Source organism: Schleiferilactobacillus harbinensis (assembly GCF_008694105.1).
Lineage (GTDB): Bacteria > Bacillota > Bacilli > Lactobacillales > Lactobacillaceae > Schleiferilactobacillus > Schleiferilactobacillus harbinensis.
On record NZ_CP041364.1, the window covers coordinates 3,162,347 to 3,188,719 of the forward strand.

General features: G+C 55.1%; 23 protein-coding genes. 12 read left to right on the plus strand and 11 right to left on the minus strand.

The genetic code is table 11. The features are described from left to right. Nucleotides 1-6: 6 nt before the first annotated feature. Together FMM01_RS15510 and FMM01_RS15515 are read left to right on the plus strand one after the other, a co-directional pair. Nucleotides 7-786 carry a threonine/serine exporter family protein gene (locus FMM01_RS15510; RefSeq protein WP_063516356.1) on the plus strand — a complete coding sequence of 260 codons (780 nt, stop codon included), beginning with the start codon at nt 7-9 and terminating at the stop codon, nt 784-786. Nucleotides 787-809: 23 nt separating this feature from the next. Then, nucleotides 810-1,280, plus strand: coding sequence for a threonine/serine exporter family protein (locus tag FMM01_RS15515; RefSeq protein WP_063516357.1), 471 nt, complete (start codon nt 810-812; stop codon nt 1,278-1,280). 295 nt (nt 1,281-1,575) lie between these two features. Here FMM01_RS15515 and FMM01_RS15520 read toward each other — a convergent pair whose 3' ends face one another. The 4 genes from FMM01_RS15520 to FMM01_RS15535 all read right to left on the minus strand — a co-directional run bounded on the left by FMM01_RS15520 (nt 1,576) and on the right by FMM01_RS15535 (nt 5,450). Beyond that, nucleotides 1,576-2,697, minus strand: a complete 1,122-nt coding sequence (locus FMM01_RS15520) for an NAD(P)-dependent alcohol dehydrogenase (protein ID WP_150393122.1) — start codon at nt 2,695-2,697, stop codon at nt 1,576-1,578. Nucleotides 2,698-2,829: 132 nt separating this feature from the next. Beyond that, entirely contained in the window at nt 2,830-3,711 is an 882-nt protein-coding gene (locus FMM01_RS15525; protein WP_419555035.1) for an alpha/beta hydrolase, read from the minus strand. 117 nt (nt 3,712-3,828) lie between these two features. Beyond that, nucleotides 3,829-5,133 carry a PTS transporter subunit EIIC gene (locus tag FMM01_RS15530; protein ID WP_150393123.1) on the minus strand — a complete coding sequence of 435 codons (1,305 nt, stop codon included), beginning with the start codon at nt 5,131-5,133 and terminating at the stop codon, nt 3,829-3,831. A 23-nt stretch (nt 5,134-5,156) separates the two neighbouring features. Further along, nucleotides 5,157-5,450 (minus strand): hypothetical protein, encoded by a 294-nt coding sequence (locus tag FMM01_RS15535; RefSeq protein ID WP_027829269.1) that lies wholly within the window; start codon nt 5,448-5,450, stop codon nt 5,157-5,159. Between the two features lie 112 nt (nt 5,451-5,562). Here FMM01_RS15535 and deoC point away from each other — a divergent pair, with 112 nt between their 5' ends. From deoC to FMM01_RS15555, 4 genes are all read left to right on the plus strand, one after another. Further along, nucleotides 5,563-6,222, plus strand: coding sequence for a deoxyribose-phosphate aldolase (deoC, locus tag FMM01_RS15540; protein WP_150393124.1), 660 nt, complete (start codon nt 5,563-5,565; stop codon nt 6,220-6,222). A gap of 26 nt (nt 6,223-6,248) precedes the next feature. Then, the gene (locus tag FMM01_RS15545) at nt 6,249-7,454 is read left to right on the plus strand and encodes a phosphopentomutase (protein WP_150393125.1); all 1,206 of its coding nucleotides are present in this window, start codon (nt 6,249-6,251) and stop codon (nt 7,452-7,454) included. 34 nt (nt 7,455-7,488) lie between these two features. Beyond that, nucleotides 7,489-8,196: a purine-nucleoside phosphorylase gene (gene deoD, locus FMM01_RS15550; protein ID WP_027829272.1), complete on the plus strand. Its 708-nt coding sequence runs from the start codon at nt 7,489-7,491 to the stop codon at nt 8,194-8,196. Between the two features lie 308 nt (nt 8,197-8,504). Beyond that, nucleotides 8,505-9,947 carry an MFS transporter gene (locus FMM01_RS15555; protein WP_223849979.1) on the plus strand — a complete coding sequence of 481 codons (1,443 nt, stop codon included), beginning with the start codon at nt 8,505-8,507 and terminating at the stop codon, nt 9,945-9,947. 9 nt (nt 9,948-9,956) lie between these two features. On the opposite strand, the gene FMM01_RS15560 is transcribed toward FMM01_RS15555, so the two are convergent. From FMM01_RS15560 to FMM01_RS15570, 3 genes are read right to left on the minus strand one after another with little or no spacing between them, the layout of a single operon-like run. Then, nucleotides 9,957-10,838 (minus strand): sce7725 family protein, encoded by an 882-nt coding sequence (locus FMM01_RS15560; RefSeq protein ID WP_150393126.1) that lies wholly within the window; start codon nt 10,836-10,838, stop codon nt 9,957-9,959. Further along, nucleotides 10,835-11,548: a hypothetical protein gene (locus FMM01_RS15565; protein WP_035441037.1), complete on the minus strand. Its 714-nt coding sequence runs from the start codon at nt 11,546-11,548 to the stop codon at nt 10,835-10,837. Before FMM01_RS15565 ends, FMM01_RS15560 begins: the two co-directional genes overlap by 4 nt. Beyond that, entirely contained in the window at nt 11,517-13,904 is a 2,388-nt protein-coding gene (locus FMM01_RS15570; RefSeq protein WP_190973402.1) for an ATP-dependent DNA helicase, read from the minus strand. The genes FMM01_RS15565 and FMM01_RS15570 overlap by 32 nt, the downstream gene beginning before the upstream one ends. 257 nt (nt 13,905-14,161) lie before the next feature. Between FMM01_RS15570 and FMM01_RS15575 the strand changes: the two genes are divergently transcribed. Continuing rightward, the gene (locus FMM01_RS15575; protein ID WP_223849980.1) at nt 14,162-16,327 is read left to right on the plus strand and encodes an alpha-galactosidase; all 2,166 of its coding nucleotides are present in this window, start codon (nt 14,162-14,164) and stop codon (nt 16,325-16,327) included. A 54-nt stretch (nt 16,328-16,381) separates the two neighbouring features. On the opposite strand, the gene FMM01_RS15580 is transcribed toward FMM01_RS15575, so the two are convergent. Continuing rightward, a complete protein-coding gene (locus tag FMM01_RS15580; protein WP_190973403.1) occupies nt 16,382-18,022 on the minus strand; it encodes an ABC transporter ATP-binding protein in 1,641 nt (546 codons plus the stop codon). Between the two features lie 94 nt (nt 18,023-18,116). Between FMM01_RS15580 and FMM01_RS15585 the strand changes: the two genes are divergently transcribed. Continuing rightward, entirely contained in the window at nt 18,117-19,031 is a 915-nt protein-coding gene (locus tag FMM01_RS15585; protein WP_190973404.1) for an Rgg family transcriptional regulator, read from the plus strand. Between the two features lie 147 nt (nt 19,032-19,178). Beyond that, entirely contained in the window at nt 19,179-19,418 is a 240-nt protein-coding gene (locus tag FMM01_RS15590) for a hypothetical protein (RefSeq protein ID WP_150393130.1), read from the plus strand. Between the two features lie 26 nt (nt 19,419-19,444). On the opposite strand, the gene FMM01_RS15595 is transcribed toward FMM01_RS15590, so the two are convergent. Then, nucleotides 19,445-20,395 carry an Rgg/GadR/MutR family transcriptional regulator gene (locus FMM01_RS15595; RefSeq protein ID WP_150393131.1) on the minus strand — a complete coding sequence of 317 codons (951 nt, stop codon included), beginning with the start codon at nt 20,393-20,395 and terminating at the stop codon, nt 19,445-19,447. Nucleotides 20,396-20,567: 172 nt separating this feature from the next. Next, nucleotides 20,568-21,773, minus strand: coding sequence for an RNA-guided endonuclease InsQ/TnpB family protein (locus FMM01_RS15600; protein ID WP_190973405.1), 1,206 nt, complete (start codon nt 21,771-21,773; stop codon nt 20,568-20,570). Nucleotides 21,774-22,057: 284 nt separating this feature from the next. On the opposite strand from FMM01_RS15600, the gene FMM01_RS15605 reads away from it, so the two are divergent. Beyond that, entirely contained in the window at nt 22,058-22,399 is a 342-nt protein-coding gene (locus FMM01_RS15605; protein WP_150393133.1) for a hypothetical protein, read from the plus strand. A gap of 48 nt (nt 22,400-22,447) precedes the next feature. Here the strand turns inward: FMM01_RS15605 and FMM01_RS15610 are convergent, their stop codons facing one another. Then, nucleotides 22,448-23,710, minus strand: a complete 1,263-nt coding sequence (locus FMM01_RS15610; RefSeq protein WP_190973406.1) for an MFS transporter — start codon at nt 23,708-23,710, stop codon at nt 22,448-22,450. 101 nt (nt 23,711-23,811) lie between these two features. Between FMM01_RS15610 and FMM01_RS15615 the strand changes: the two genes are divergently transcribed. Together FMM01_RS15615 and FMM01_RS15620 are read left to right on the plus strand one after the other, a co-directional pair. Beyond that, the gene (locus FMM01_RS15615) at nt 23,812-24,789 is read left to right on the plus strand and encodes a helix-turn-helix domain-containing protein (protein WP_190973407.1); all 978 of its coding nucleotides are present in this window, start codon (nt 23,812-23,814) and stop codon (nt 24,787-24,789) included. Between the two features lie 227 nt (nt 24,790-25,016). Then, complete coding sequence (locus FMM01_RS15620) at nt 25,017-26,321, plus strand: ABC transporter substrate-binding protein (protein WP_035440339.1); 1,305 nt, start codon at nt 25,017-25,019, stop codon at nt 26,319-26,321. Nucleotides 26,322-26,373 lie beyond the last annotated feature (52 nt).

Here is a 26,373-nt window from a genome sequence, read left to right on the forward strand (position 1 = left end):
GGTAGGATAACGATGGAGATTCAACGACAGGTCGCCAATTATATGGAACAGGTGATGGATGCTTGTATCCTTGCTGGGCGGCTGATGATTGCCAATGGTTCCGAAATGTACCGGGTGGAGGACACCATGCGCCGGATCGCGCAGAATGCCGGGCTGAAGGAGCCGGTCATTTTCACGACGCCGACGGGTATTTTTGTCGGCTTGCAGGATCGGCCGCTGACTTCTTTGGGGACAGTGACTCAGCGGGTCTTGAACATTGAGAAGATCAGCCGGGTGAATAATCTCAGCCGGGAATTTGCGGCGGGGCAGATTGATTTCTACCAGCTTTATGCGGCGCTAAGGGATGTGGATCGGGCGACGCCGACCTTCCCGTTGTGGCTGCAATGTATCGGTGCCGCGGTGGCCAGCGCGTTGTTGATGATCATCTTTGCTGGTCAGTACGATTGGCTGGATATGCCTTTGGCGGCGGTGTCCGGCACGGCTGGGTACCTGGTGGCCTACTATCTGGGCCGCTTTACGAAAGTCTACTTTATTACCCAAACAGTGGCCGCTCTGGCTTGCGGAATCGTTGCCTATTTGGGGGTCCGGTTGGGCCTCGGCCACAGCATTGATAATATTATCCTGGGCGGGGTCATGCCCCTGGTACCTGGGGTGGCGTTGACCACATCCATCCGGGACCTGCTCGCGGGGGATCTGCTCAGCGGGATCGCCCGCGGCGTAGAGGCCATTCTCAGCGCCATTGCCATCGGTGTGGGGATCGCACTCATCTTCCGCTTCCTGATGTAGGCTGAAATAGAAAGGAAATCGTCATGCCGCTTTGGTTACAGTTTTTTGCGCAGGCTGCGCTGAGTTTCTTTGCTACCATGGCCTTTGCCCTCTGTATCAACGTGCCTCGCCGGGCGCTGATTCCCTGCGGCTGGTCTGGCTTGCTGGGTTGGATGGTCTATTGGGTCCTGTGGCAGCTGGGCACCGGCCGGATGCTGGCAAATGCCGCTGGCGCCGTCGTGCTGGCGTTCTCAGGTGTCCTGTTTGCCCGTCATTATAAAATGCCGGCAATCATCTTTAATATTCCGGGTCTTTTCCCCCTGGTCCCGGGTGCGACAGCGTATCAAGCGGTCCGTGAGCTGGTCTTAGGCCACATCGATGAATCCATGCGCTTGGTAGTGCGGGTGTCGCTGGTGGCCGGGTCCATCGCCGTAGGCTTCATGCTGGCTCAACTGCTGGGCGAATTTTACAGTCGCTATCTCCGTGCCCGCTGGCGTCGGCGGCGCCGGACTTGAAAGTCGCGGCTCGGCGTGTTAGTGTTGTCGTATGCGATGAGTCGAGTAGCGGCGCAGTAATGCGCCAATACTGCCAGGATATCTGCCCCTGAACGGGCACTGCCGGATTTGCAGGATATCTCCAGTTGGATTGTGGAGTCCGCTGGTTATTGTGCGTCATGCATAGTACTGGTCATAAGCATTACCCCGTAGGTGAGCCTGCTGGGTGATGCTTCTTTTTTTTGCAAAAAAACTGCTGCGTTCGCCTAGGCGGGCGCAGCAGCAGGGTAATGATCAAGTTATTGCCGTTCAGCAATTACTTGCCCGGTACATAATCCTCATCAATGATTAAAACTGGCTTGATCGTCTTCCCAGACCGAGAATCAGCGTTGGCTTCATTGATCTGATCGAACTTGTAGAATTTCTCCGTCTTATCGAAATCAAACATGCCCATCTGATAGAATTTGATCAGGCGCGGAATATCGATTTGCGGGATGGAGTCGCCCATGTTGACACCGACGATCTTCTTGTCGTCAACGCACAGATCGTTCCATGTATCTACGTCGATGTGGTGCTTGGTGACGGCGATCGTGGCAGTGGTCCCGCCTTGAGCCAGGGCCTTGATGGAGTCTTCCATCACTGCGGTCACCCCGGTGGTATCCACGGCCCAGTTCACGCCGCGGCCATCGGTCAAGTCTTGGATTGCTTTGACGACATCACCGTTCTTGCTGTTGATGACGTCTGTGGCCCCGAGTTCTTTCGCCAATGCCAGCCGGGAATCAACGATATCCACACCGATGACTTTCGTACAGCCAGAAATCCGGCCGGCCATCATTGCTGCTAAACCAACAGCGCCGGTGCCGAAGACAGCAATGGTGTCGCCTGGCTTGGGCTTCAAGGTATTCAGTACGGTGCCGGATCCAGTGACATAGCCGCAGCCCAGCGGCCCCAGTTCGCGCAAGTCCATATCTTTGGGAACCTTCACGGCATTGCGTTCCCGCACAACGGTGGTCGTCGTAAAGGAGCTTTGGTCAAACATATCCGCTACTGGCTTACCGTTTTCGGTAAAGTGGGCGCTGCCGTCCGGCCGGGTGCCGGACAGGTTATTGTGGGCATAGTTCAAGCATTGGGTGGGAATCCCCTTGAGGCAGTTCTCACAATTCCCGCAGGCGTAGAAGCTGAGGACAACGTGGTCGCCGGGCTTGAATTGGGTGACTTCTGGGCCAACTTTTTCTACGATGCCAGAGCCTTCGTGGCCCAGGATGATTGGGTAGCCAATGACGGCGTCACCAATCCGCAGGGCTTCATCAGAGTGACAAATCCCCGTAGCGACCATATGAATCTGCAAATCATCAGCGCCCATCGGTGCTAAATCAATATCATCGCGAATTTCAAAATCACCGTTCTGGTGATCAACAACAGCTGCTTTAATTTTCAAAATGCACACTCCCTTGTGATTAACTACACACTAAGTATTGCGCCGGTTGAATTCGCTGTCAACACCAAAAATCCCACTACCAGGGGTCAAATAATGAGAAAACGCCTGGCCGACTAGGGCCAGGCGCGTCTGTTATTTCTTACTGCTGCTACTGCTGCTGCTCGGCTGAGTGGGGTTGCCCCGGTTGCCGCCAAGCCGATTCTGGTTAGGATTGGTCAGCATGTATTGCTGGATGTACCCCACGATCTCTTGGTTCTGGGGCAGATCGGAATGCTGACTGTCGCTCCCAGTGACGTTGATCAGGGTATACTGGCGTACCTGATCCTGATAGACATATTTACCGGCTTCCACCGATTCAACAGGAACGATACCGTCGTCGGAATAGTTCTCCGTGCCAGCGATGGACCACATCTGGATGTTTTTTGGCAGATAAGACTTCAACTTGATCATATCGGACAAAATTTCGGTCCGGTTGGCGATATTCTTTTCAGACAGGTTGTACGGGGTCCCAATCGTCATCAGCTTATTGATCGTCAAGTCATCCTGGTTCAGGTATTCTTCCAAATACAAAGTGTAGATCAAACCGCCGTTGGAGTGGCCGATTCCAACAAAGTTGTTGAAGCGGTAGCGGTTTTGCAGGAACTTCATGGCGATGCTGAACCAGCGGGCCTGCTTCTTGATATTGGCGTAACCGTCTTTGTTGTTTTCGAAGCCGACGACGATGAATGGTTCGTTATCACCCGCCTTGACCCCGCCGGTGGTTGTGATGGAATCATCGGTGTCCACCGTGAGTTTCAGGTAACTATGGCCCGTGGAGCGGCTGTTCAGTTCTTTGATCAGCGAATCGAACCGGTTTTGGGTCGCGCTGGACCCGGGAATGAAGATGACCGGCGCCATTCGGGAATTATGGATCACCCGGGCGTTAGCCACGACGCCTTTTTGATAATCGTAAGCGGGAATGCTGATGATCACCAGCAGGATCAGGCCGACCAGTACGCCAGCGATACGTTTAATACGACTCGGTCTTTTTAATAGCCGGGTGCGGTCTTGCGGGGATAAGTTCTTCGCCACTGAGCTTCGCCTCCTCTTGTTGTTGGGTAGGCAGCTCGCCGGTCAAGGTTTGCAGCCACGCTAGATTATCGATACGAAGAATGGCACATAGACCAGCAAGCCGGCCAGGAAGGCCAGAACACTGGTGAGCAGCGTGGCCCAGTTACCATTGGTCCCTAAGAATGCTGTGAGAAAGCCCGGGCCAGTGTTGAATGTATTATAGACCACTGGCGGGACCCAGCCGAAGTGCAGGGGAATCCAGCCTACGGTCATGCTGACGAGGGGCGCCAGCAGATAGGGCACGATGTAGATCGGGTTAAAAAGGATTGGGAACCCCACCAGCGCAATATCATTGAAGTTCATCAGCGTGGGGAACAACGCCCACCAGCCGACTTTGCGCCGATCTGGTTGGCGGGACAGCAGAATGATCGCCACCACCAAGGCCAAGGTCATACCATTGCCGCCCATGGCGCCGTATACGTCATAGACGGTATGGAACGTGACCCGGTAAGGCAGGTTGTTCAGCGAACCGGTCTTCAGGGCCACCGTTAGATTCTTTGACGATTGGGTGGAATCAACCGTCAGCTGCGAGAAGGGCGATAATGGCCCAGAAAGACCCACCACGTTCAGTACATTATTCCACAACGTAATCAGCATGATGGTCACGATGGCGTGGGAAAAGGCCCAGCGCGGCAGGGCGATGGAATACAATAGCAAGCCGGCAAAGCCGTTTTGTCCAGTGAGGCTGATTAGCAGGGACAACCCCACTGCCACGGCCAGCACGACACTCACGGGGAATACCGCGTGCAAACCGCGGGTAACAAAAGTTTCTTCCTGCCATGTCGCGGGAGCATGCTGCCAGTGACTGGCAATCCAAGCGCAGCCGCGGTAAGCCTGGGTAGCGGCGAGGCCGACGAGCAGGCCGACAAAGATATTGTGTACCCCGCCGCCGTTGTTCGTCAGCGAACTGCCGATATTGATCCGGCTGACGCCAGCCAGAAGATTCACCTGGAGAATCATCGCCGCCAGCATGGCCACCCAGCCGACGATGCCGTCATTCAAATTATAGAGACGGGCTAAGTATTTGGCGAAAAGAAAGGCACCGAGGAACAGGCTGAAATTGATGGTGATGTCACTGAGGGCGTTCATCACCTGGCCGATACTCCGGGCGGCAGGCAGCCATTCGCCAATATGGTAGATACTGTAAAAAAAGCCGTTTTGCATAAAAATGCTGCGGCTTACCGCTTGCAGCATAGAGCCGATGATCACAAAGGGCAGCAGACTGCCCAAAGTGTGCGTCACGGCGATATAGACTTTTTTCTTACGAATCACAGTCTGAATGTGTAAATAGCGGGCCGCCAGCCAGTTTTCTAGTGGACTGAACATAGGCGTCCACTCCTTTCTGCAAATTAATAAGTAATCGTCACGACGGTATCGCCCGAAGGAATATCGTTATCCCCCACCCGCATGGTAAAATGGGGGAAAAGAGGACGCAATTCTTGGCTCCAGGTGCGCAGCTGCTGGGTGATTTCGACCCCCGACTGATGCTGAGGGTCTAGCCCTAATTGCGGCCAAAGCCAGTTCTGGGGCAGGGTGAATTCGTGCTCGTTGTTCTGGTAAGCTAGAATCAGTCCGCACAGACGCTGACCACCCTCGCTCAGGGCGGTGAATGCGGCGTATTGCGGTGTGGTGAAGTGAATCATGGCAATGCATCTCCTTGGCTCTATTGTACTGTTTTTGCGGAAATAATTGACAACGAAAGTCTTGACCATTGTATGACTTTTCGGTGTCATCGCTGGGAAAGGAAGAAAAATCGTGACGAAACCACTGAATAAGTACCTGGACCACACGATCCTGAAGCCGGAGGCCACCGAGGATCAGGTGCGCACCGCTATCGCCGAGGCCAAGCAGTATGACTTTGCATCGGTCTGTATCAACCCGTATTGGGTCAAATTGACCCACCAGGAATTGAGCGGTACTGACGTCAATACCTGCACCGTGATCGGTTTCCCCCTGGGGGCAACCACGACGGCCAGCAAGGTGGCCGAGAGCCAGCAAGCTTTGGTGGATGGCGCCGACGAGCTGGACATGGTGATCAATATCGGGGAATTGAAAGCGGGGCACACCGCAGCGGTGCAAGCGGACATCCAGGCGGTCGCTGAAGCGACCCATGCCGGTCATGGCCTGTTGAAAGTGATCATTGAAGCAGTGCTGCTGACAGATGATGAGAAAGTTACTGCTTGCCGGTTAGCCGAAGCCGCGGGGGCAGATTACGTGAAGACGTCCACCGGTTTTGCCAGCGGCGGCGCCACCGTCCATGACATGCAGCTGATGCGTCAAACGGTGGGCGAGCGCCTAGGGGTCAAGGCGGCCGGCGGGATCCACACCAAGGCGGATGCCTTGGCAATGATCAATGCCGGGGCGTCCCGGATCGGGGCCAGTGCTTCGGTAGCGATTGTCACGGCCAAGGATTAATCATGGACAAAAAGGAGAACGATCTCATGACGGGAGTTAAAAAGTATCAACGGGTCTTTGTCATTGTATTGGATTCTATTGGTATCGGGGAAGCCCCCGATGCAGCCAAGTTCGATGATGTCGGGTCCGACACGCTGGGGCATATTGGCGAATTTTTCCAGGGCCACTTAGCGCTTTCCACGTTGGCGGCACTGGGTCTGAGCAATATCCGGCCGGATAAGCCGATTGCCGGCGTGCCGGTGCAAGCCCGGCCGCTGGGGTATTTCGGCAAGATGGCCGAAGTTTCCGCTGGTAAAGACAGCATGGACGGCCACTGGGAAATGATGGGTCTGCCGGTGACTGAACCGCTTGGTTTCTTTCCCAATGGCTTTCCGGCAGAATTGATCAAAAAGATCGAGGATTTCTCCCACCGCAAGGTGATCGTCAACAAGCCCTATTCCGGGACTGACGTGATCCACGATTATGGGGAAGAACAGATGAGAACCGGCGACTTGATCGTCTATACCTCCGGCGACTCGGTCCTTCAGATCGCGGCCCATACCGATATCATTCCCCTCAAGGAACTCTATCGGATCTGTGAATACGCCCGCAGCATTACGATTGACCAGCCGTATCGCATCGGGCGGGTGATTGCCCGGCCATACAGCGGTCCGGATAAGGACCATTTCGTCCGCAGCAGCGATCGCCATGACTATGCCCTGCCGCCCACAGGAGAAACCGACCTGGATCGCTTGCAGCAGGCCGGCTACACCACGCTGGGTATCGGTAAAATCAACGATATCTTCTCCGGCCAAGGCATCACCAAGGGCTGGCACAACGCGTCGAACATGGATGGCATGGATCACGTCCAGCACGTCGTGACGAATGAAGACTTCACCGGCTTCGCCTTTGCCAATTTGGTGGACTTCGACGCGATGTACGGCCACCGGCGCAATGCTCAGGGGGATGGGGAAGCCTTAGAGGCCTTCGATGCCCGGCTGGGCGAGATCTTGCCGGAATTGCGGGCCACAGATCTGTTGATGATCACCGCGGACCATGGCAATGATCCCACCTTCAAGGGCACCGACCACACTCGGGAATTTGTGCCGCTGCTGGCCTATTCCCCCAGCATGACCAGCTTTGGCAGTCTGGGCATCCGTTCCCCGTTTGCCGACCTGGGCGCCACCATCCTCGACAACTTCAGTGTGCCCGGGAACGGCATCGGCCATAGTTTCTTGGATCTCCTTCACTAAAATTCACGATTATAAGAAAGCAGGTTATTCATTCATGAGTACGCATATTGCTGCGAAACCCGGCGAAATCGCCGACATCGTTCTACTCCCCGGCGACCCGATTCGGGCCGAGTATATTGCCCAGAACTTCCTGACTGACGCGACGCGCTATAATACCGTGCGCAACGCCTGGGGCTTTACCGGGACTTACCAGGGAACTCGAATCTCGGTCCAGGCCACCGGGATGGGCATGCCGTCTATCAGTATTTACGTCAATGAATTGATCAACGACTACAACGTCCACACTCTGATCCGCGTGGGGACGGCCGGCAGCATCGACCCTGATGTCAACGTGCGGGATATCGTGCTGGCCCAGGGGGCATCGACGGATTCAGCCGTGGTTGACCATACCTTCAGTGACCGGATCCACTATGCCCCGCTGGCAGACTTTGATTTGCTGGATAAGGCGTACCACGTGGCGAAGGATGCCGGCTACAGCATCCACGTGGGCAACGTGCTCAGCGAGGACCAGTTCTATGCGGAGGGCAAGGATTTCCCGCTGTGGCAGGAATACGGCATTAAGGCGTTGGAAATGGAATGTGCCGCCCTGTACCTGATCGCGGCTAAATACAACCGCCGGGCCCTGGGCATTTTGACCATTTCTAATAACATCCTGACCGGTGAAGAAACCACCGCGGAGGAACGGGCCCATACCTTCGGCGACATGATGCACGTGGCTTTGAACGCCGCGGTCGCGCAGTAGTTTCGAATATTTTTCAGAAAATCAGCGTATACTAATAGGACTGGGATTAGTTCGTTCTTCGTACGCCGTGCTAATGCTACGCAAGCTACGGCAAAATGGGCTGGAACGCTGTGACGGCGGTTTGAGCCGGCAAAAGCGCCGTCTCAAACACGCCTAACCACATCGGCGGCAAGCCGCCGTGTGGTTGCACGGCTGAGCCCATTTTGCCTCCGCTTGCTCCGCATTGGCACTCGGTGCGCTTCAAAACGAAATGTGTCTCAGTCCTTTTTTCGTGCAAAAATACAATAATCTGGGAAGGAGCTTGGCTTTTGGCAACAACAAATTACGTAGACAACCCCACGGTGCAAAAACATCGCTGGTGGATTCTGACGGCCGTGGGACTATTCACCTTCATGGCTACTCTCGATGGCAGTATCGTCAATATCGCGCTGCCTGTTATCAGTAACGATATGCATATCATGACCAACCAAGCGGAATGGATCGTCTCCATCTATCTGTTGACGATCTGTGCGCTTTTGCTCTTATTCGGTAAAATTGGGGATAGTTTCGGCAAAATTCGAGTCTTCCGCGTCGGCACGGTCCTGTTTACCATTGGGTCGCTGCTCTGCGGCTTTAATCATTCGCTGCTGTTCTTACTGGGCGCGCGGGTTGTTCAAGCCCTGGGGGCCAGCATGACCATGAGTACCAATAACGGCATCATTACCGAAGTCTTTCCCATGCGTGAGCGGGGCAAGGCACTGGGGCTGATCGGCTCCTTCGTCTCCCTGGGGGCAATTGCCGGGCCGGGGATCGGCGGGTTGCTGTTGGCGCAGCTGCCCTGGGCTTATATTTTTTGGATCAACGTTCCCCTCGGTCTGTTGACGATTCTGCTGGGCCATTTTATTTTGCCAAAAGACATTGCCCGAGAAAATCGGCCAATTGATTGGCCCGGCGCGATCACCTTTGCCATCGCGATCGTCAGCTTGTTTCTGGCAATCTTCATGGGCCAGGCCGTGGGCTTCGCGAATGGGCTGGTTTTAGCGTTGTTTGCCGGGGCTATTCTGGTGTTTGGTCTGTTTGCTTGGATCGAGCAGAAAAAGGCCATCGACCCCTTGCTCAGTTTCCACCTCTTCAAGAATCTAGATTTTTCAATGAGTTTGTTCACCGGCTTTTTGATCTTCGTCGCTAATTTTTTCTTCAACGTCATTGCCCCGTTTTATCTGCAAAACGCCCGGGGCTTGGCGCCGAATATGGCGGGGTATCTGCTGATGCTGTTCCCGATCGTGCAGGTGATCGTATCGCCCATTTCCGGATCGCTGCAAAACCGTTTCGCCCCGGAACTGCTGACGACAGTAGGGCTGGTTATTTTGACCTTGAGTCAAGTCGGCTACATCACCGCGACTTTATCCACGCCGTTATGGCTGTTTGGTTCGTTGGTTGGCGTCATGGGCTTTGGCAATGGGGTCTTCCAGTCGCCGAATAACACCATCGTCATGTCCACCGTCTCTCAGCGGGATCTCGGTGTGGCCGGCGGGATGAATGCGTTAGCTCGGAATCTGGGGATGGTGGTCGGCATTTCGGCGTCCACCACGGTCCTGTTTTCCGCCATGAGTCAGGCGTACGGCAAACCGACAACGACCTACATTAACGGCCGTCCAGATATTTTCCTGGCGGGGATGCATACGACATTGATTGTCGCGTTCTTTATCTGTTTGGCGGCCACGCTGATCAATCTGTGGCGCTATGTGCACAGTCGGGCCAAGGCAAAATAAGCAAACCACTCAGCTCAGCGTGTGCTGCACCGATAGAATCTGGTGCGCGACGCTGAGCTTTTTGATGACGCCCAATCCGGGATAGTGGTCAATGTCGCCGTAATGCAGCAATTCCCGCAGCGGCGCATCCCAGAGAATGCTGTGCCGGTGGGAAGCCAGCCAGCGGCGCAGTTCGGCCTGGAGCCGTTGAAATTGTACCGCCTGCGGTCCGCTGGCGGCGGGGGGCAGGAAATGATGGAGCCAGACGCCGCCGTCCCGGAAGTAGGCGATGTGCAGGGCAATCGTGCCCTGGGCCCAGCCTTTGTCAAAATAGGGCGCGCCGCTCAGGGAATAGTCGCTGATGCCGATGAAACCGTGGGCCGCTGCCCAATGCTGTTCGGCCAGCAGCGGGGTATCGGCGTATTGGCCGAATTCTTGGGTGCGCCAGACCCGGGGCCAAGGATCGTGGAGAAAGATACGCCGGGGATGCTGAACAGCATGTAAAATCCGAGGATCACTGGGCACTACCAGGTACCGGGCCTGCCGGATAATGGCCGCGGGCGGCAGCAGTTGCGGGTCATCCAGCAAGAGCACCTGATTTGGTGGGACCGCCAACTCTGGCCGCCACCACCAGCCTTGCAGAATCTGGGGATCGGCAAGTGCGGCGGTCAGCGGGTACCGTTTTTGATTATCCAAGCCGTAAGTGCCGACGCTGGGGTTCTGAATCACGACCGTGGGCAGCCCGGCGCGATTGCGCAGTTTCAATAGCCGGGGCAGGATCGCAGCATCACGGATCGGTTCAATAATCGGCACGATCCGGTCCGTGAGCAGGTTTTTCTGCGTCAATAACTGCAGCGCCAACAGGTCGAATTGGCGGCCGCGCAGCAGCGGCCAATACGTTAATCCGCTCATGGCAGCCGCCCCTGACCCGCACGCCAGCGCCAATAACTGGCTTCCCGGCGCAAGCGGGCATTGTCGGCCTTCAGCGCTGTGGCCTGATCCGTCAGATCCGTGATCGCCTCTTGATTCAGATCCTGCAGGAACCGGTTGTAATAATGGGGTGTGGGGTAGAGCGGATCAGTGAGCTTGGCCCGGCGTTTGAGTTCCCGGTACAGCTGGTCGGTGCCAAAGCCCTGCAGCCCCTGATCCATCCGCTTGGCCTTATCCACTTCCCGAGTCAGGGAATGGAGAAAGCGGTCCAGCAGCTCGTCGGCGGGCACCTGCAATTCCTGCTGGCGGGCGGTTTTGACAATGGTCAAATACCCAGGATAAGGCGTGGCCACCTGCGTTGGGTCCGCTTTCTCATAAGGCCGATACACAAGCACGCCGACGTGGGCGGGAATTTCGGCGGCCACCTCCTCATAAAGGGCCAGGGGCAGCACAAAATAATTATAGTGACCGACAAAAGACAGCTGGGCGCTGGAATGGAAGTCAGATTTGGTGACCTTTAACTCATAACAACGCCATTCGAATTGTCCCGGTGCCAGCAGCTGGCAGGCTAGGGTGTCGACGATGCCTTTGTTGTCCGGCATGGTCACCTCTTCCACGACCGCCGCTCCGGCGTCGCGGCAGTAACCGTACAGGGTATGTTCAAGATCCAGGGTGAGGGCGGTTTTCGTCATCGTGATCTTCCTTCCAAAAGTCAGTCAGCAGGGTCGTCAGCTGGTCATCCGTGTGGGCCAGGCGGAGATTGCGGGTCCAGGACAGGGGCAGATAGTGCTGATAGCGGGGCTGGGCGAAACGCTCGTCCAGCAGCAGGATCACGCCCCGGTCGTGCATGCCCCGAATCAGCCGGCCACCGGCTTGGAGGACATTGTTCAGGCCCGGCAGTTGATAGGCATAGGTGAACCCTTGGCCGTTGCGGGCGTTGAAGTATGCTTTCAGTAAATTATTGCGCAGCGACAACCCAGGCAGGCCCACGCCCACCACCGCGACGCCGATCAAGCGGTCAGCGGGCAGATCAATGCCCTCGCCAAAGGACCCGCCCAGCACCGCGAAACCGACGCTGGTGGCCGTGGGGTGGGGTTGAAAGTGGGCCAAGAAGGCCGCTCGATCGGTCGCCGCCATCCCGCCGGTTTGGCTGAAAACGGTGATTTCCGGGTATGCCGCAGAGAAGGCCATGTAAACTTGTTCCAAATAATGATACGAAGGCAAAAACACCAGGTAATTCCCCGTTCGGGCTTGAGCAAAGGCCGCCAAGGCGGCGACGATCCGTGCTTCGTTCGCCGCCCGCCGCTGATACGTGGTGGCGATATCGTCCCGAATGACCACCAGCTGATGGCCTGCCGGAAATGGGGAGGGCAGCTGGTAAACCAAACTGTCGGCGGGATCGGCTAAGAGTTCCTGGTAGTAGGTCAGCGGCGACAGGGTGGCTGAAAACAGCACCGCCCCGCGGCCTTTATGCAGACAGGCATCAACGAATGGTTCTGGATCAAGGCACAGCTGGGTGATCCGGACCTGCTGGTGCTCGCGTTCCACCACCGTTCGGTACTGCTCCCCATAGAGTTCCGCGATCCGGCTGTAACTGATACAGTCAAAATACACTGGCAGTACAGCCTGGATATCCTCATCTGCCGGCTGACCGGGCAGCCATTCATGGATCCGCTCCACGAACCGGGCGACTTTCTGATTAAATTCGGTCAACGCCTCAACGCTGACCCACTCATTCTGTTCCTTAGCGGTCAACGCTTTACCCACGGCGGTAAAAGCAGTCCGCAATTGACGCAGGGCGTTGCTGGCTTCCCGCTGGTGGTGCTGGCGCAGCGTGGCGGCCAGCGGACTTAAGCCGGCACTGGTCAGCGTCGCTGAATACATATCCCGGGCCCGATGGATCAGATTATGGGCTTCATCGATCAAGAAAAACTGGCTGGAATCCGGTTGGGCGAAGAACCGCTGCAAAAAAACCAGCGGGTCAAAGAGATAGTTGTAATCGCAAATCACCACGTCGGCGAAGCGGGCGGCGTCTAAGGACAGTTCAAAGGGATCCACCGTGTGCTTCTTGGCGTAGCGCTCGATCGTCGCCCGGTCCAGCAGTCGTTCGTGGCTGATGATATCCTTCACGGCATCCTTGTTCCGGTCATAGTAACCCCGATAATAAGGACATAATTCCGGCGTCCGCTTTTCCGGCGGACAAAAACTGATCTTATCCTTCGCCGTCAGCGTAATGCACCGGAGTTGCGCCCCCTGGTCGATCAGCAAGCGGCACCCGTCCTCGGCACTTTGCCGGGTCGCTTCTTTCGCGGTTAAATAAAACAACCGGTTCAATCCTTCGGCGGGCATCGCCTTCACGGCGGGGAACAGCGTCGCCATGGTTTTGCCGGTGCCCGTGGGGGCTTGAACAAACAACCGCTGCTGGGTATGGATCGTCTTGTACACCGCCACCGCAAATTCCCGCTGCTGCGGACGAAAGTCGCCAAAGGGAAAGGTCAACGGTGTCAAAGAGGCATCCCGCTCCTGTTTGAGCTGGTGCCGAAAAATGACCCAGCCCGCGTAATCGTGAAGCAGAGCCTGATAATACTCGGCCAAGTCGGCGGCGGGCAAGGGCCATTGCTGGCGGGTGATCTGCTTCGTCGTGGTCTGGTAGTAGGTCAGCTGAAGGATGATCCGGTCCAGCTGGCGCGCGGTACACAAAAAATGGCCGTAGACGGCAGCCTGCGCCCAGTAGCGGCCCAGAGCGTCATCGCTGAGTTCAGCGAAGTCCAGGGCGCTGGTCTTGATTTCATCCACGATGGTCAGGCCGGAAGCGTCGTCTTTATCCACCCCGTCGGCCCGGCCGTCAATCGTGTAGTCCTCCCCGGCCAGCGTCACCGCGGCCTTCAGCGTGACCTCTTTCTCATAGTTGGGCCCGGCCTGCTTTTGCAGCATCCGGTGAATGCGGGCGCCTTCTAGAGCCGTATTGGTGCTGCTCTGACTGGCGTCCAGGTCGCCGGACTTGCATTCAAATTCCACCAGTTCCCGTACGCCAATGCGCTGCGCCATCATGTGCCCTCCCTCGAATCGTTAATAGTTTTATTATAGAATGAATGTTCGCGCGAGGGAAGGGATGCATTGCTTGGTGCAATCGGATACACTGAAGGAAGAAAACAAGAAAGGACCACCTTGCCCATGATTGAAGAAAGACAGCACGTATTCTATATCACCACCGCCCACACGTCGTATTGGTTCCGGGTCACCGCCCACGGTCAGCTGGAGCACTTGTATTATGGCCCGCGCCTAACGCCCCAGGACCCACCGCCGTGGCCTTCAAACATACCAGCGGCCTGGGTAGTACCGTGGCCTATGACGAGCAGGATTGGACGTATAGTCTGGACACTTTGCCCCAGGAATACGCCGGCTTTGGCCGGGGTGATTTCCGGGACAGCCCGCTGATTTTGAAGATGGCTGATGGCAGCTATGTGTCGGATTTTATCTATCAAGAGCACCACATTTACAGCGGTGTTGCGCCGTCAAAAATCCTGCCCCAGGCGACGGATCAGCCTGATACCGGCAGTCAGACGCTGTATGTTACGCTGCGGGATAAACTGCAAGCCATCACGTTAGAACTAGCCTATACGGTTTTGCCCGATAGCGATGTGATTACCCGGCGGGTGGTCCTGCATAACAATACGGCCAAGCCGCTGGTGATCGACCGCATCATGAGTGCCCAGTGGGACATGCCCAATCGCGGCTACGCGCTCCACTCCTTCGCCGGGGCGTGGGCCAGCGAGATGCAGCACCATGTGCAGCCGGTCACCGACGGCACGATCGTGTTGAACAGTCTCACTGGCGGCAGTTCCAACAAGCAAAACCCCGGCTTCCTGCTCAGCGCCGCGGAGACCACGGAAGATACCGGCTGGGCGTATGGCGTCAATCTGCTGTACAGCGGCAATCATGAAAGCCGCATCCAGCACACGAACCAGAATTTTGTGCGGCTGATGACCGGCATCAACAGTCAAGGCTTCCACTGGTCGGTCGCGCCTGGGGAAGCATTCGAAACCCCCAGTGCGGCCCTGACGTTTTCTGATCGCGGCTTGAACGGTGTTTCCCAGCACTTTCACAAGTTCATTAATGATAATGTCGTGCCGCCCGCTTTTCAACATCAAGACCGGCCCATCGTGTACAACAACTGGGAAGCGACGTATTTTAACTTCAATGAAGATAAGCTGTTTGCGCTGGCCCAGCAGGCCAAGGATCTCGGTGTGGAGCTCTTCGTGATCGACGATGGCTGGTTCGGTACCCGGGACGATGATACCCAGGGACTGGGGGATTACACGGTCAACGCCCGCAAGTTTCCCCATGGCTTACCAGCGTTTGTCCAGCGGGTCCATGGGTTAGGGTTGAAAGTCGGCCTGTGGTTTGAGCCGGAAATGGTTAACGAAAACAGCGACCTCTACCGGGCGCACCCGGAGTGGGCGGTGCATGTGCCCGGCCGGGCGCCAGTCTTGGGCCGCCATCAGCTGGTGCTGGATCTGACCCAGCCAGCCGTGCAGGACTACATTGTCCAGCAGGTCAGTCACGTCATTGACACCACAGGTATTGATTACGTTAAATGGGACATGAACCGGCACATCACCGACATGTACTCGCCAGCGCTGGCGGACAACGCTGAGTTCAACCACCGCTATATCCTGGGCTTGTACGCGGTCTTGCGCCGGATTTTCCGGCCGCGGCCGCAGGTGCTGTTAGAAACCTGTTCCTCCGGCGGCAATCGGTTCGACCTGGGGATGCTCACTTTTGGCCCCCAAATCTGGTCTTCCGACGACACCGATCCCATTGAACGACTGACTATCCAGCAGGGGTTAAGCTATCTTTATCCCCAGTCGGCCATTTCCGCCCACGTGTCCGCTTCGCCGAACCAGCAGACCCTGCGCGTCGTGCCGTTGTCCACCCGGGGCAATGTGGCCAGCTTCGGAGTGCTAGGGTACGAAATGGACCTGAATGAGCTAACTCCTGAAGAACGGGATGAGATTCGGGAACAGACGGCTTTCTATAAACAGCATCGCCATCTGCTGCAATTTGGGACGTTCACCCGCCATCCGGCCGCCCAGCCGCAACAGTTCCGCTGGCAGGTCCAGGCCGGGGATACGGCAATTGCCGGCTTTTTCCAGCAGCATATCAGTGCGGCCCACGGGTATGACTTCCTGCCCGTGACCGGCTTGGCCCCGGAAACGATGTATACCATGGCGAGCAAGCCTCAGCGCATCATGCTGAGTCAGTATGCCGGATTATTGGATCATCTCCCGGCTGCCCAGGGCCGCACAAGCATTCCGGATGCCCAGGAGCACTACACGGGGACCGGTGCGCTGCTGGCCACTGGCGTGATGCTGAATAATCAGTTTATGCTGTCAGGGTATAGTGATCAGGTGCGGATGCTGGGGGATTATGGGTCGACGTTGTATGTGATTCAACCGGAACAGGAATAATTGGATGAAAAACGGCACACTTTCTCTAGAATCAGAGAAAGTGTGCCGCATTTGTTAAGCCGTCGCCAGTGTTGGCGCAGCGGTGACCGCCGGCGCTGCCGGCTGCAATTCAAGCACTGCTGTCAGCTGCTTGGTGATTTCGGGATAGAGTTGGTGGGTGATCATCAGCACCGTTAAACTGGGATCATTCAGCAGCGTTTCTTCAATCTTCAAGGCTTGATCCTTATCCAAACTCGCCGTACCTTCGTCCATCAGAATGATCTGCTTGTGCCGCAGAAAACCCCGGGCTAAGGCTAGCCGCTGCTTTTGACCACCAGAAAAGTTGCGGCCGTTTTCCCCCACGCTATTGTCTAACCCTGCTGGCAGGGCCTGGACTTGGTCCCACAACGCCGCCCGCTGCAAGGCAGCAATCAACTCGGCATCGCTATAGTCATCGCCCAACGTCAGGTTGTCCCGCACGCTGCCGGAGAAAATATAAGGGGTTTGGTCCAAATACATGACGTGATCGCGAATCGCCGTGGGGTCCAAATCGTGGTATTCCTGCCCGTTCAGCGTTAATGAACCGCGATACGCGGTGAGTTTGCCGGCCAGCAGGTTGAATAGCGTGGATTTACCGCTGCCGCTGGGACCGACGATGGCATATTTACCGCCGAGCCGGAAGGTTTGCTGCAGATCCTGGATGACCGGTTGAGCCTGACCGTAGGCTACGGTCAGATCCGTCAAGACAATGCCGCTGTGCAGCGCCGTTAGTGTTGTCTTGGCTGGTTCTACCGGCGCTGGCAGGTCGTTGTACTTGGCAAAGATGGCATTGGTTCCCCGGACCATGGCAATCATGGTGGACAACTCAGCCAGGGTGCCGAAGACCCGGAAAGACAGATTGCCGGTGGAAATGATCATGCCCACGGGGACAATATGCTGCAAAGCCAGCAGGCCGGTAATAAAGATGATCCCGACCTGGGCCAGAATATTGGTGATGCCGCCCAAGATGCCGGCAATCACTTGGACTTTAGCTTGTTTTACTTTGGCCGCCGCCAGCGGCTGCTGGGCGGTGGTGATGGCGTCGACTAAACGGTGCCGGTGATTCAAGGCCAATAATGTGTCAAAACCATTCAGATGATCGTTGACTTTTTGCAAAAACGCCGCGTTCTTTTCCGTCACGGCTAAGCTGGCATGAGCCATGGCCTTTTGGACCAGCAGCGGGACGGCAATCATTAAACCGGCGAAGCCCACTGTGGCGATGGCGAGGGCCCAGTGCAGGGCGACCAAAGTGATCATGGAGAAAACCGCGGTCAGAATACTGCCCGCCATTTCGTAAACGTTGGCAAAGCCTTGCGTTTCGATTTGGTTGATGTCGTTGCTGAGCCAAGAACTATAGTCGCTGGCCTGGTGGGCATGGTATGCGCTGTAGGTCAGCTGACTCAATTTCGTCCCAATATCGCGGCGCAGGGCATTCGCCATTTTTTGAATCGTCTTGGCCTGCAGTACACCGCCCACATAGTTCATCCCAAGCAGCAGGGCGAACGCGCCGATATCCAGCAAGGTCCATTTGAGAAAACCGTTGAAATCAAATTTAATCAGGGCATTCAATTCCGCAACGGCCAAGAGGGCTGTAACGATCGTTAAGCCGGCCTGGACCGCGGCGATCACCAGATACACCAGATTACGGAACCAGAATTTCTTAAAGTAATGGAACATGACGCCCATCTCCTTTTCTTTGCTGACTATAGGATAAGGGCGGTACAATACAATCAAGTAAATATTTGCAAATATGCAAAAGGAGTTGGCGATGATGATGACGGCGGGACAGGCCGTGCGGCGGATTCGGTTGGATAAGCACATGGCTCTGCGGGAAGCGGCGGGCGAGGCCATTTCAGTGGCGCAATTATCGCGCTTTGAAACTGACCGCCAGGATTTGGGAATTAATGTACTCCTGCAGGTGTTAACCAACATCAACAGCAATATCACAGAGATGCGCCACGTCCAGCTGGCCGGCGAATCCGATATTGCCGTTGACCGGCTGGTGGCCCAGTTAAAGACCCAAGGCAAATCACCAGCAGGGTGGGCTATGGCTGCTCAGGTTGATCTGCAAAAGTATGCCCATGACCCGACCCGCAGACTGGAGCGGCTGGTGGCCGGCGCCCTATGGATCTATCTGACGGAAAGCTACGGTATCCAGCCCGCCATACCAGCGGACAGTCGCCGCCGTTTGGTGGCCGAGGCGCAAGGCTATTTAGGTCGTGTTGAGACGTGGGGGGTCACGGAATTGAGCTTGTACAATCTGTACAGCCCAACGCTGGCCGATGATGATTTGTTCACGTTGATGAAGCCCGCGTTGAGTCGGGGCAAATCGTATATTGGCCTGTATGAGTATTTTAAGATCGTGCCCTTTATCCTCAACACCAATTTTTCTATTTTCGTCTCCCATAATCGCTTGGATTTAGCCACCGCGACATTGCGCATGACTGAAGACTTTCTGGCGGATGAAGGAAGCGGCATCGTCGCACCGCGGATCTTTTATATTTTCAATCAGGGGCTGCTCCTGTTTAAGCAGGATCAACCAGCCGCGGGGCGGCAAAAATGCACAGAAGCAATCAGAGTTGCCCGGATTTTTGACGAGGATCCGGTGATCGACCTGCTGACGAAGCGCCTGCAAAAGTGGGAGAACCATTATCAGGAGGCCGGTTTCACGGATATTTTGATATAATTTTACGATTTTTAAAATAGCAGCAGGCAGAAACTCTCGCTATGATGACAGTACAGGAGACACGTTCGTGGATGAGCAAGAAGAGATGGCAAGCCTTTGTTTAACCTGGTGACGACTGCAACAGACACCAGCGGAGAGGGCGATTTCATGTTTTTAGTGATTTTTGCGATGTTAGCCGGCGCTAGTTTGGCAATTTATATTTTGCACGAACGACGTCAGAAGCAGACCCTTCAACGGTTGCTCGCCCAAGAGGCAGTGCGTCAAGAGATTGAAAAGATTAGGCACAGTACCCCAGACGTCACTGCGCAACTGCGGTTGATCCGCGGCAAATATCATATTTCAACAAGTACTGCGATTATGCTGCGGGATCGTGCTGATGCTGACTAGGGTGAAGAAAACAGCTTCCCTAGAATCTAATGATTGAATGTAATGTCGCCAACAATTGGCGTTGAATCAATACCGGTAATTCTGTCTGCTAATTGCCGGTATTTTTTGGCTGTTTGAGGATAGTTCAGAATCGACAGAATAGAGATGGCATCATCCATTTGCAGCTTGCCAGCCGGCTGGTTGATTTTGGCTTGCACATACGTCAGCCACCCCTGCATAAAGAGCAGCAGAATCGCATCATCGGTCTGGTTGAACCGCTTTTCAAGTTGGCCCATGATGGTCAGTGTAATTTGGGCATGGACCAGCTGGCTGGCCACCATGAACTGTTGAAACAGCCCAAATACAATGTCGGTTAACAGGGATGCCCAAGACTGGACGAGCCCAGTATTCGGGATATGGTGCAACAGGGATTGCAACAACCGCAATTTAATCGTTGGGGTTAACTGGTCGGCAAAATAAGAAAAGAGGATCACGTCCATCAAGGACCAGTGTTCTAAATTCAATAAGTAAGACTGGGCCGGGGTGCTGTCCACCGGGACCACCTGCGTTGGGTCTAAATGGGCAGTGATGCGATTGACAAAAAGTTCCGCCGCTCGCCAGGTGATGAGCCGCCACTGACTGGGATGGTTGGTGTATTCTGCTTTGGTCTGGGCGGCCAGGGACTGCGCAACGGTCAATCGGGCGGTTAACCGAGTCTTATTCTGAACAGTTTCTGTATCGAGCGAAAACTGGGGGAAATAGCCCAGATATCGGTCTTCCGGATCTGCCGCCGGTGCTGCTGAATTAACAGCCGCAAAGTACTCCGTTGGGGTGACGTGGAGCTGCTGCAATAAATGATTGAATCGGTTGAGGCTGATATCCGTCTCGCCGCGTTCAACACGGGATAATAAGGACTGGGATACGGCATCGTCGGCAATGTCGGTCATTTTAATGTGTTTAGCGGTGCGAAATGCTTTCAGTGCTTGGCCAGTGTCCATCTGGCAGGACCTGCTTTCTAAAACGTACTCAAATGTATACACATCTGATCTATGGTGGCACTTTAGATTTAGACCATTGAGAGTACAGTGTGTTTAGTCAATTCCGTAATTGCCGACACCCCCGTCTGATTGGGATCAGACGAGTATGGAGCATAATAGTGCCGACTAGAAATCATCTCTGAACGGTTTCCCATTCCGGCGTAAGCCCCGCCGCATACTGAATCAAATTTTGCACAGCGTTATCGTCTCGGTCAATGACAAGACCGCACTCGTAACAGCGATACACGTCATGCTGGTGATAAATGCTGTCGCCTTGGAGCGTCATCTTGCCGCCATAGCTTTCCTTGGTTTTGATGTAGCCGCAGTTCGAGCAGCGCTGCGTCGACGGAAAGAAACGATTGGCGATCACCAGATGACGGTGATGCCAGGCTGCCTTGTACTCAATTGCCGTGCGTAAGCGGCGAAAGAGCCCGCGCTGAAGACCTTTGACTTTCTTCCCGTCCATCATCATCGCGTGGACATCCAGATCCTCTAAACAAGGAACGGGATAATTTTTGATGATTTTGTGGCTGAACTTGTGGATCAGATCATCCTGCAACGCGTGCACCTGCTCGTAAGTGCGGTTCATCTTCGCTTTAATCCGCTGATAGGTCTTGGACCGGTAATCGCTGGGATTTCTCCGTCGTTTTCGGTTCAGGCACTTTTGGTAATATTTGATGCGTTGATGCAGCGCCGCCATGCGTGGTGTGAAGGTGTTGACGTCTCCGCCGTTCCAGCGGATATGGCCCACGTTCACATCAATACCGACGATATCCCAGGAGTCATAGAAAGCCAGTCGTGGAGTGTCTTCAACCAATACGTTGACACTGGCGTAGAACTTCTTTCCGCGCTTGGTTATCGTCACGGTTTTGATCTCGCCAGTAAAACGTAAAGTCTCCGCCATTTTGATGGTACTGAACCGATGGCTGGCCGCATGCGGCCGATCCAAGGTCAAGTGCTTGCCGGTAATGACCGCCCGATCCGTTGTAAAGCTTTGTTTAGGATCCCGCTTATGATGGAACTTAGGCTTGTTGGCATCCGGCATAGCAGGATTGAAGAAGTTCTGCCAAGCCTGATGCAGCCGATGGACAGCAGTTTGGAGCACTCGGGCTGAAAACTGATGCTGCCAGTCGGTTTTGTTCTTCACCAGCTCGTCTCGGACTTTGTACTCGCTAGGCCGCAGTTTCTTGTCCACCACGGCTAATGACGCGTCATACATGTCATTCCATGCCTCCAAGCCTTTGTTCCAGCAAAAGCGGTTGTAGTCCATCAACTCGGCAATGACCGTAGTCATCTCGGCGTTGGGATAGATCCGGATCTTGTGTGTTTTGATTGGCATTCGATTCACCTCCTCATATTTCAAGGATACCGAATCGAATGTGTGTTTGTCTCCTTCCGTGCTCAGCTGCTTCGAATCAAGATTCATCCAGAGAAGCTGTATTACGTGATAAAAAACGCCCAGGATCTTGATGGCCCTTGATTATCGATGCTTACATTTGATCCTTTAATCAGCAATCATTCTAATCCTCCATTCAGTCAGTATATGCATATAGTCATATCACGCGGCAGTGAATCACACAAGACGGTACACTGCAGTCAATATAGGTTATGGAGGAGATGGTGATGGTGCGACGATCAAACCAGTTTCACCGCCGCCAGCTGCTGCCTGCCGATGAGGCACAACTCGATCACACGACGGCTAAGCTGCGCGCTGACTTGAAACATGCCGCCGCCCCGGTTGTTTCAGCGAAAACCGCAAAAATTATCCAGACGCGCAACTTTCAACTACGGCTACAGATTGCCGCGGTCTGCATACTGGCGCCAATTACGCTCTGGTTAGAGCTAACCGTCCAACTTTACGGCATCTTGCTGTTGGGGGGTCTTGTTGGCGCAATAGCAATCATCTTCGTAGTCATTGATGAAATCATCAGTACCGTTGGCCGCTGGCGGAAGAAACGCCAATAATGGCCTGGCGTGCAGAAAATCGCACGGCGGGCCATTGGCCTTTCTTACCTAAAGTGTATCGGGCTGCATGGTCAGTGACGGATCACTCACCCGCCGGCTGAAAATAAGAGCCACGATACTCACCAGCCCAGAGCAGAGGGCGAAGATCGCCCAACTCAGTGCCGGGCCGGCCGCGTTGGCAATACCGAGAAAAACGGCTTGACCCAGGGGTGCGCCGAGCATCACGACGGTGACCATGGCCCCCATGGCGGCGCCAAGATGGTCGGCATCGACCGTCAACAGCATGATGCTGCTGAAGCGGGGATTGATTTTGCCCAGCAGGTAGGCCATGGCAAAATTCAGGAACAGCGCCGCCCAGATACCCCAGTTGAGCAGGAAGCTGACGCCCAGCAGGACCGCCCCCAAGAGGACCAGGCTGATCAGTGTGAGCAGGCTGAGGTGCTGACAAAAATCCTGACTGAAGAGTGCACCGGCAATCAGGCCCAGGGAAAAGACGATGCTGAGCAGCGCGATCGTATTGCCGTAGTTGCCCAGCCAATAGTGCGGCTGGCGCAGGAGGGTGACGTTTTGCAAACCGTCGATGCTGGTCGCCAGGCCGTTAGCGAGGAAGGCGAGGATCAGGCTCAAGCCGATGAACGGGCTGGTGCGGACTGTCTCCCGCAGGACCTGCCAACTGGCGTGGAACGTTTGCGCCCGGGCAGTACTGGGTTTGGGCTCGGCGGACCGCAGCAGCTGGCGGTGCTGGGCAATGACCAAGGCGGCGGCGAGGAAGGTGACGGCGTTGATCACTCCGAACAACGCAAAGTTATGCTGCAGGAGCACGATCGCCCAAGCCCCGACGCCTTGGAAGATCAGGGCAATCGTGGTTTGCGTAGCACTTTGGAAGCCCATCGCACTATTCAGCTCAGTATCTGCGATGAGGTGACGGAAGATTGGCAGCTCCAGGCTGTTGGCGTATTGGCCAAGAATATCGGATACCACGTTGATGGCTAGCAGTATCAGAAAAATCAGGAGGCTGCCCGGTTGCTGAATCAGCAGCGCTAACAGCAGAAAGAGACCAAATTGCAAGACCCGGGCGATGATCATCCGCCCGGTTTTTTGCGCCGCCCGGTCCGCCCAGAAGCCGGTGACCAGCATCAATAAGGTGGGAATCAGCGTGGCAAAGCTGGCCAGGGAAACAGCCAAGGTCTTGAAGGGCAAGGTGCTGGCATAGATGACAAAAACGATGTTGTAAAGGGCGTTGCCGATGCCGTTCAACAAGCTGGCATTGATCAGCGCCCGGTAGCCGCGGTTGATGCGATATTCGTGCATAGGGCTCATATCCTTTCTCGGTGCATCTTGTACCTTCAGCGTACCGGTGAGAGAATGGGCAGTGGCTGAAATGACACTATATGAGAAAAAAGGTGACCACAATGGCTCTGGAAGGGACATTATTTCGCCAACTGCGGCAGGATCGGGGAATCACACTGCAGCAGCTGGCGGATAAGATGAACAGCGTGGCGTTCATCGGCAAGTTTGAACGGGGCGAGACGCGGATCAGTTTCGACCGGCTGGAGCATCTGCTCAGCCGGATCAATGTGCCGTTTGAAGAATTCCTCTTCTTGCGGGCCACCAAGCGCGGCGTAGTGCCAGCGGTTAAGATGGATATGTTGCGGGGATTCTATATCACGGCGGATTATCCACTACCGTTGAATCAAGTCTGGCAAGTGATTGCCGGCCACGAGGGGCAGGAGACGGCCGCCGACTTGGCGGCGCTGGATAAACTCGCTGCCAGCTTGGACCAGACCACTCGCTGGGGCCAGCTGTTGGCCATTTTTGTCGCGATCAGCCGGGCGAATGTCGAAAGCAACATCCAAGGTAGAACCGATGACACCGCGACGCTGATGACGCAGTTTCGCCAAATGACCCGGCCGGTGGTCAGTTATCTGTACGGGATTGAGAACTGGGGCAGTTTTGAGCTGGTGATTTTCCAACTATTCCAAGGCTTCTTAGAACCGGCCACTACCCATCAACTTCTGGGCACTGCGCTGGCGGCATCCGCCAAGGAGGCGCCGCTGCCCCTGGTGTATAAACTGCGGCTGAATATTTTAGCCAGCGCCTTTCGCACCTTTATCCAATTTGGTCACCGGCCCTGGGCTAAGGAATGTCTGGACCAGCAGGCTGACTTGGTGCGCAACACGGGCGAATTGATGGAAGCCACCACACTGCGCTTCCAGCGGGGCTGGTACGTGATGTACGCGGAAGATTACGACCAGGGTAAAGAAATGTGCGATCAGGCAATCAGTATTTTTCGTATTTTGGATCAGCCAGTGGTAGTCGAACGCTTCCTGATGTGGCGGGACATTATTATTGAGGGATACCATAATCCCCAGGCCCCCAAGCTGATTTGAGCGAAAGTTGGCTAGATCAGGAAGTGGGCAGGTAAAATCCGAACATTGCCAGCGCTTACATGGCTATCCCACCTGTAATGTTCGGATATTACCGGACAGTTTCGTTGACGCTTTCTGGAATGTATTGCATAATGAAGATGTCTTGGCTAGGGACAAATCAACGGCGAATGGCTTCCATTGTCGTTCATTGGCATTCGTCAGCAAAAGGAAAATGAGGGACATACATTATGAAGAAAACTAAGCTTCTTGCGCTTGTCACGACACTCGCGCTGGCCGCAATTCTTGTATTAGGCGGCTGCAGTACCAGCAATAGTAATTCCAGCAGTAGCAGCAGTGCAAAGAGCAGCAAGCCGATTACGATCACATACTGGCACCGGATGACCGGCAGCTGGGATAAGGCACAGCAAAAGCTCATTGATAAGTTCAACAAGTCGCAGACCAAGTATAAAGTCGTCGCGACCTCCCAGGGCTCCTACGATGCCCTGCAGCAAAAGATCATGGCCGCCGCCAAGTCCAAGACCTTGCCGACCATGGCCCAGGCCCCGTACACGAACATTGGTGATTATGTTAAGAGTGATCTTCTTCTGCCGCTGGACAGCGAGGTCAATTCTGGCCCCAACAAGCTGTCCGCGTCTGAGAAGAAGGATATTGTGCCCGCTTTCTGGGCCACTGGGACGTATCAGGGTAAGCAATATGCGACCCCGTACTCCCTGTCCACCCGGGTACTTTTTTACAATGAAGACCTGTTAAAGAAATATAACCTGCAAGTACCGAAGACGTGGGAACAATTGGCTTCCTACGGCGATACGCTGAAGAAAGACAAGCTCTACACCTTGATCTTCGACAGCAGTTACGATATGGAACTGGAAGGTATGGCCTATGCCGCCGGCAGCCAGTTCGTCACCCCGAAGCTGAAGGTCAATATGGACAACCCGAAGACCGTGGCCGCGGAGAATACGATCATGGACCTGATCAACAAGGGTTACGCCCGCACGGCCCAGGAAGACAAGTACTTCTCCTATCCATTCGCAGCCAGCAAGACCGTCTTCGGTATCGGTTCTTCTGCCACCATCCCAGCCCTGTTGCAGCAGGCCCCCAAGACGCTGCACTGGAACACCGCGCTGGTGCCCACCTATAACGGCAAGTCCACGTCGGCGCTGGCCGGCAACGTCAACGTTGTCTTCAAGGGTGCATCCAAGGCCCAGCAAGATGGCGCTTGGGCGTTCATGAAGTTCTTGATGAAGACGGACAACACCGCCCAATGGGCCGTTGATTCCGGCTACACGCCAGTCACCAAGAGCGGCGTCAAGAGCGACATTTACCAGAACTACTTGAAGAAAGTACCGCAGTTCAAGGCCGCTGCGGAAGCCAATGATTATTCATTCGCTTCCACCATCTTTGCCGGTTACGGTGAATTCCGGAACAACTTGTTGGAATTCGTCGACCGCACAGTTACCAACAAGTCCGACCCCACAGCTGGGTTGAAGGATTTGCAGACGAAGACGGAAAAAACCATTCAAGAAAATAAGTAATTCGATTTAACGCGTCCTAGCCAAAAAGGGCCGGCGTTCCGCAATCGCGGGA

What these genes read in the sequence shown, in the direction of transcription:
- FMM01_RS15595 (WP_150393131.1), bottom strand. Translation starts at nt 20,395, where the DNA reads ATGGACACTGGCCAAGCACTGAAAGCATTTCGCACCGCTAAACACATT.
- FMM01_RS15570 (WP_190973402.1), bottom strand. Translation starts at nt 13,904, where the DNA reads ATGGCGCAGCGCATTGGCGTACGGGAACTGGTGGAATTTGAATGCAAG.
- FMM01_RS15585 (WP_190973404.1), top strand. Translation starts at nt 18,117, where the DNA reads ATGATGACGGCGGGACAGGCCGTGCGGCGGATTCGGTTGGATAAGCAC.
- FMM01_RS15610 (WP_190973406.1), bottom strand. Translation starts at nt 23,710, where the DNA reads ATGCACGAATATCGCATCAACCGCGGCTACCGGGCGCTGATCAATGCC.
- FMM01_RS15600 (WP_190973405.1), bottom strand. Translation starts at nt 21,773, where the DNA reads ATGCCAATCAAAACACACAAGATCCGGATCTATCCCAACGCCGAGATG.
- FMM01_RS15620 (WP_035440339.1), top strand. Translation starts at nt 25,017, where the DNA reads ATGAAGAAAACTAAGCTTCTTGCGCTTGTCACGACACTCGCGCTGGCC.
- deoD (WP_027829272.1), top strand. Translation starts at nt 7,489, where the DNA reads ATGAGTACGCATATTGCTGCGAAACCCGGCGAAATCGCCGACATCGTT.
- FMM01_RS15560 (WP_150393126.1), bottom strand. Translation starts at nt 10,838, where the DNA reads ATGAGCGGATTAACGTATTGGCCGCTGCTGCGCGGCCGCCAATTCGAC.
- FMM01_RS15545 (WP_150393125.1), top strand. Translation starts at nt 6,249, where the DNA reads ATGACGGGAGTTAAAAAGTATCAACGGGTCTTTGTCATTGTATTGGAT.
- FMM01_RS15530 (WP_150393123.1), bottom strand. Translation starts at nt 5,133, where the DNA reads ATGTTCAGTCCACTAGAAAACTGGCTGGCGGCCCGCTATTTACACATT.
- FMM01_RS15590 (WP_150393130.1), top strand. Translation starts at nt 19,179, where the DNA reads ATGTTTTTAGTGATTTTTGCGATGTTAGCCGGCGCTAGTTTGGCAATT.
- FMM01_RS15615 (WP_190973407.1), top strand. Translation starts at nt 23,812, where the DNA reads ATGGCTCTGGAAGGGACATTATTTCGCCAACTGCGGCAGGATCGGGGA.
- FMM01_RS15605 (WP_150393133.1), top strand. Translation starts at nt 22,058, where the DNA reads ATGGTGCGACGATCAAACCAGTTTCACCGCCGCCAGCTGCTGCCTGCC.
- FMM01_RS15515 (WP_063516357.1), top strand. Translation starts at nt 810, where the DNA reads ATGCCGCTTTGGTTACAGTTTTTTGCGCAGGCTGCGCTGAGTTTCTTT.
- FMM01_RS15535 (WP_027829269.1), bottom strand. Translation starts at nt 5,450, where the DNA reads ATGATTCACTTCACCACACCGCAATACGCCGCATTCACCGCCCTGAGC.
- FMM01_RS15565 (WP_035441037.1), bottom strand. Translation starts at nt 11,548, where the DNA reads ATGACGAAAACCGCCCTCACCCTGGATCTTGAACATACCCTGTACGGT.
- FMM01_RS15580 (WP_190973403.1), bottom strand. Translation starts at nt 18,022, where the DNA reads ATGTTCCATTACTTTAAGAAATTCTGGTTCCGTAATCTGGTGTATCTG.